The organism is Methanosarcina sp. (genome assembly GCF_049706645.1).
Taxonomy (GTDB): domain Archaea; phylum Halobacteriota; class Methanosarcinia; order Methanosarcinales; family Methanosarcinaceae; genus Methanosarcina.
The window spans coordinates 1-5,052 of sequence record NZ_JBNAKP010000067.1 but is presented as its reverse complement, the minus strand read 5'-3'; the positions used below and the strand labels follow the sequence as shown (position 1 = coordinate 5,052).

General features: G+C 30.6%; 5 protein-coding genes. All 5 read left to right on the top strand.

Translation table 11 applies throughout. The features are described 5' to 3' along the window. Window positions 1-624 (top strand): sensor histidine kinase (locus tag ACPK8D_RS16575; RefSeq protein ID WP_424718958.1); only part of this gene is annotated, 624 nt, incomplete at its 5' end. 39 nt (window positions 625-663) lie between these two features. Beyond that, on the top strand, window positions 664-1,059 hold the full coding sequence (locus ACPK8D_RS16570) for a response regulator (protein ID WP_424718957.1): 396 nt from the start codon (window positions 664-666) through the stop codon (window positions 1,057-1,059). A gap of 450 nt (window positions 1,060-1,509) precedes the next feature. Further along, window positions 1,510-1,632, top strand: a complete 123-nt coding sequence (locus tag ACPK8D_RS16565) for a hypothetical protein (protein ID WP_424718956.1) — start codon at window positions 1,510-1,512, stop codon at window positions 1,630-1,632. Window positions 1,633-2,001: 369 nt separating this feature from the next. Beyond that, on the top strand, window positions 2,002-3,780 hold the full coding sequence (locus ACPK8D_RS16560; RefSeq protein ID WP_424718954.1) for a hypothetical protein: 1,779 nt from the start codon (window positions 2,002-2,004) through the stop codon (window positions 3,778-3,780). A gap of 109 nt (window positions 3,781-3,889) precedes the next feature. Beyond that, window positions 3,890-4,588, top strand: a complete 699-nt coding sequence (locus tag ACPK8D_RS16555) for an abortive infection system antitoxin AbiGi family protein (RefSeq protein WP_424718953.1) — start codon at window positions 3,890-3,892, stop codon at window positions 4,586-4,588. The last annotated feature ends 464 nt before the right edge of the window (window positions 4,589-5,052 follow it).

The window sequence follows — 5,052 nt, the reverse complement described above, 5'->3', positions numbered from 1 at the left end:
GTAACCGAAGCCTTCAGGGACAGCCAGCACAGGGTCAAATCAATGGCTCTTGTGCATGAAAAACTTTACCAGTCCGAGGATATGGTAAGTGTGGACTTTGCAGATTATATTAAGAATCTTGTGGATTACCTGTTCCAGTCATATTCCCTGGACAGCGGGAAAGTAAGCCTGAAGCTGGATGTTGAAAAAGTTTTCCTGGGAATGGATACGGCGGTTCCCCTCGGAATAATTGTCAATGAACTGGTCTCGAACTCCCTGAAACATGCCTTTGCCGGAGAGAAAGAAGGAGAGATTTATATCGAGCTGCACAGAAGTAAAGAGCTGAACAGCAATAAAGAAAATTCTACCTCGCAGGAAAAGAACCCCGGGAGCTCCGGAAAAAGAAAATCCAGGTACCCTAACAATGAAAGAACCGGACATAACGGTGCAGTGCAGAATTGCCAAGATAGATTGACCCTTATAGTAAGGGATAATGGCATGGGCTTCCCTGAGAAACTGGACTTTCGGAATACGACTTCCCTTGGACTTCAGCTGGTGACAACGCTTGTGGATCAGATTGAAGGGGAAATTGAGCTTGACAGAAGCAGGGGAACAGGGTTTAAGATTAGATTTTTCAGGAGCTGAAATCTAAAACAAGGTGTGAAAATGGCGGAAGGAAGAAAAATGGCAGAAGGCAGGATTCTTGTCGTTGAGGACGAACACATTGTTGCAATGGGAATAAAGCGAATGTTAAAGAGTTTGGGGTACACGGTTACCGGGGTAGCCTCGTCCGGAGAGGATGCCATAAGCAAGGCTGAGAGCACTTTCCCTGATGTCGTGCTTATGGATATCATGTTAAAAGGTGATATGGACGGCGTAGAAGCTGCAAAGGAAATCAGGGAAAGGTTTGATGTCCCGGTTGTTTACCTGACTGCTTATTCCGATAATAACATTCTTGAGCGGGCCAAGAGAACCGAACCTTTCGGTTATATCATAAAACCCTTTGACGAGAAAGACCTGTACAGCAGCATTGAAGTAGCCCTGCACAGGTACAGGAAGGAAAAAGAAAAGCCGGAATAAATGAGTGAAAATAAAGATAAGGATAGTTCAGGGAAAAAGAAAGCTCAGAACAGTCTAAGCAGAAGGAAAGATAGAGTAATCCAGGAAAAAGATTCGACAGAAAATTCATTCCTGCGGGCTTTTTAAGAAATCCTGAAATTCTTCGCCGCCAAGTCAACTTTTTTTCTTAGAGGCGCGGGAACTTTTTCTATTATTCCTGTGCCTTTTTATAATTTCTTTTATAATCTTTTTTCAGACCTAGTTTTATAGGTTCTTTGTATGAGATGAAAACGAAAATCGGAGACTAGCATATTAACGTACATGAGCTTTTAGAGGGAAAATATATTGAAAAATCTAAAACTGCTTAAGGGGTTATATAGTTTCTAAAAGAGATTTTTGAGAACTGATAAGTATTGCCTTCGGTTAAGAGAGGGAGGAACAGACAAGCTAAGTAAGGCTTATGAAACCCAAATGAGTGAAAGAACAAAATATGAAGGGAAGCTTATTCCAAGAAGGAAAGTAATAGAAAGAAAAGGGTTTGAATTAGCGGAATATGTTGAGGGGAGAAGAGAGGAAATTAATTTTATGTATTAAGAATATGTAAATGTGTATATTTTTGTAAAATTGGTAAAAACACTATTTAAAGGAAAGAGTAAAATATGTATGTTTTTACATGTCAATTGTAAATTAAGTAAATTTACAGTAAATTGTGTAAACAGTTAGTGGGCGAACGTGTAAATATTTACAATAAAAAGTAAAACAGTTTGAATTTTACAGGTAATGACACAAGGGAAAATGTAAAAAGTATTTAAAAATATTATTCCATGTTTTTTATCTCTTTATATATTCGTATTTGAGGAGAGCTTAAGCTTAGGAAAACTTAGCTTTGAGAATTTAAGTTTACGAGGCATTTATTGACTCAATTAGAAATGAATTAATATCACCTAGTGAATTACTATTTAAATGAGTTCAAAGAGACTTACTGTTAAACAAAATGATATATTTTTAGGATTTAAGAGATTTTTCTGCTTAATTAACTGCAAATCAATTATTAAAAATGTATTTAATATATCAATATATTTTATTTTAATTATAATTTTTACGATTATAGCTCATGTACCGAAACTAGCGATTTTTTTATTTTCAAATATAAATTCTTTAGATATCATAATAATAATGATACTTACATATTTTTTAAATTTAATAATATTTACAAAAATCTTATCAGTGAGAATTAATTATGATACTTTATTTTTTAAGTGCTCTCGTGTCTTATCTTGGAAACAAACACTAAAGGAATATCTTCCTTCTATTTATTGGTTAACTTTTTATATTACTCTTAGTGTGACTAAAATCCCCTCAATTGTTACAAACTCTTTTATTAGCCATTATGATCCAGAGTTCTGGATCAATCCCAGATTGGCTAACACTGCACTAATAGAGATGACGATTTTGCTCATACTACAATTTGAGATTTGGTTTTGGTTTTTAATTTTATTTGAGAAAAGTATTCTTTTATTGACGAAAGGATACAGAAGGGCTAATAGTAGCAATAAAGCTAAAAGTAAGAGTTTTGATAACTTATCAGACTTAGTTGCTTATAAACCAACTAAGTCGATACTATTGTTAATTATACTTTTAATTATATCTATTCTTTCTGCAAAAGTTGTATCAGAACAGATTGATTATTATTTTTTAGATCCCACTTCATTCAATTTAAAATATTTCGCATTAAACTTCTTATTTGCTTTTATAATCTTTATTCACATCACTATTTCTTTAAACTCTATTATATTTAGTTATTCAAATATCGAATATGATGATAATTTTAAAGCAAATATCAAAAGCAATTTTTATATGTTTCTTGGTAGTTATGTTATTTTCCTTAATGCAATTTATTTTGTAAAATATCTTACAATAGCTTTCATTTATGATCCAATTGATACGAATAATCCTGAAATTAATGCAATTTCGACATTAACGGTACTAGCCGGTGGATTAACATATAGTAATCCAATTAATCTTAAAATAATGTCTTTTATAGATTATTTTGCTTTTTCAATTCTTTTTACTATGTTGATATACATTATATTTTTCTATTTAAATTCAACACCTAGCTTTTTAGAATTTAAGTTAAAATACAAACAAAAATTACTAGAAAATTATAAAGAACCAATTAGTTCTAAAGATTCTGTAAGTCTTCAATCAAAGATAATCAAAAAACTTTTCTTAAAGCAATTGAGAAAAAAGGGTACAGTAAAGAAATTTACTTATTTTTATTATATTTATGCTGTTGGTGTTCCTTTTGTTGCTTCTGTATTTGATTTATATCTATTAGTAAAAGACTCAACATTTGGACATAACTCCTATAGTATTCATGTATTTAAATATCAATATGCAATAGGTGCTTACGTTATTCTTTTGATTATATTTTCAAATTTTTTAGAAGTAGCTCGAAAAGTTCATAAAATTCCTTTAACTTCAATTATAATGAAGAAAACTTTAAATAAATATTTTAGATACTTATCAATTCATTTTTCAATAACAACTTCATGTTTCATTGCAATTTTTATAAATCGGGTCTATCGACTATCTAATGATTATGGTGGTATTATAGCTCCAGAAGAAATTCAAACTGTCCAACTCCTTTTTTTATTTCTCGCATCAGAATATGTTTTATCAAATGTATCCCAAAAAGCAGAGGATACTTTAAATGAAGCAATTGAAAAAGGTAAAATATAATTTCTCACACTTGTTCAGCTTAATAAAATAAGCTAATTTTTGTTTTTTGGTAATTGTGTTTCCCATTTTGTAGGAGGAATAAATTATAAATCAAAATTATGTATCAAACGTGCTATACCATTTCTTAGGGCGCTCAGTTAAAAGTGAAGATGAACAATATGAACTGTTAACTAAAATTATAAAAGACGGATGGTTAACGTTCCCACCCCATGAAAACTCAGTCAATCCAGGACAAATTAAAATTGATTCATTCAAAGAACGAAAAATAAACGAAATGTTCATTCCAGAATGTGTTTGTTTTGCAGATATTCCTAAAGATCAATTAAAAATACATATGGAAAAATATAGTAAATTTGGAATTGGTTTTTCCAAATCTTTTTTGGTTAAGAAAGGAGTTAATCCAGTTTTCTATATTGACGAAAATTCATTGGTGTATAAAATGAATTTTTCTACTAATATGTTAGAATTAACTAAAAAAACCGATTATTATCAAGAAAATTGTAGTAAAGCAATGTGGTATTTTATATCAAAATATTTGCCTTATTGCCAGAAATCGGAAGATGAATATCGAGATACTTGGGAAATATATCTTTTTCTAACTAATATTTTTAGCCATTTTAAAGTTTGGAATAGTAATTTAGAGGATAGTGACCCTAGCAATTATTATTTTGAAAGAGAATGGAGAGCAATTAATAATATTGACTTTCAGTTATCTGACATAGTAATGATAATTATTCCTAAAAATTATGAGACGCAGTTTAGAGAAAACTTTCCTGGATATACAGGTAAGATTGAGTTTAGCGACTAATTATCTTTCATTTTGAGTGATTGATGAAAGGACTTCTGCAAAATAACTTTGCGAAAGATTTTATTGGAGTAAAAATTTTATTAGTCTTGTAAATTATGAATAACTAATATTATTATAGAACTTCTGACTTTGATTTCACTACATTAGTGTTATTAAGTAGAAAAAATGTGTTAATGGAGAAGTATTATGAATAGATAAAAAGTATGTTTTTATTCTTTTTAATCTTATAAAACCCCTCAAAAGTGAGGAACATATATGCCCTTTGATTCCAATTAGGTCTACGTCAGAATATTTTGATCTTTTGTTAAATTAGATTTTCCCGACAGTGCGGTTAAAATTTTTAAATGAGCCTATCCCAAAACCAAGTTTATTTCTACATCATTAAGAATTTAAAAATTATTTTCGTAACCATGAGTTCGATTGATTATCTTGAATCCAAGCTTCAGTGAAGTAGTTTCAAGTTT